Genomic DNA, 236 nt, shown 5'->3' on the forward strand with positions numbered 1-236 from the left:
GGTCCGTGCTCGCCGACAGGCGACCGGAGTGGCACCGTCGGCGCGTAGGTGCGCAGCAGCTCCTCGGCCGGGCGGTCGATCAGCAGGTCGGCCGCGCTGAGGCTCACGACGTGCGCCCCGCTCAGCGGCGCGATCAGCGAGCGCTCGATCGCCCGGACGCCGTCCCGGATGTCCAGGTAGGCCCAGCCTTCGCGCGCCATGGAGGCGGGATCGCGCTCCACGGACGCCGCCGAACG

At 75.0% G+C, this 236-nt stretch carries 1 protein-coding gene; it reads right to left on the reverse strand.

Annotated features, from left to right (window positions below; genetic code table 11):
• Positions 1-221, reverse strand: a 221-nt coding sequence (locus SB719_RS22615) for a hypothetical protein (protein WP_412160102.1), incomplete at its 3' end; no start/stop codon positions are given.
• Between the last annotated feature and the right edge of the window lie 15 nt (positions 222-236).

The organism is Pantoea sp. SIMBA_079 (assembly GCF_046940275.1).
Taxonomy (GTDB): Bacteria; Pseudomonadota; Gammaproteobacteria; order Enterobacterales; family Enterobacteriaceae; genus Pantoea; species Pantoea borealis.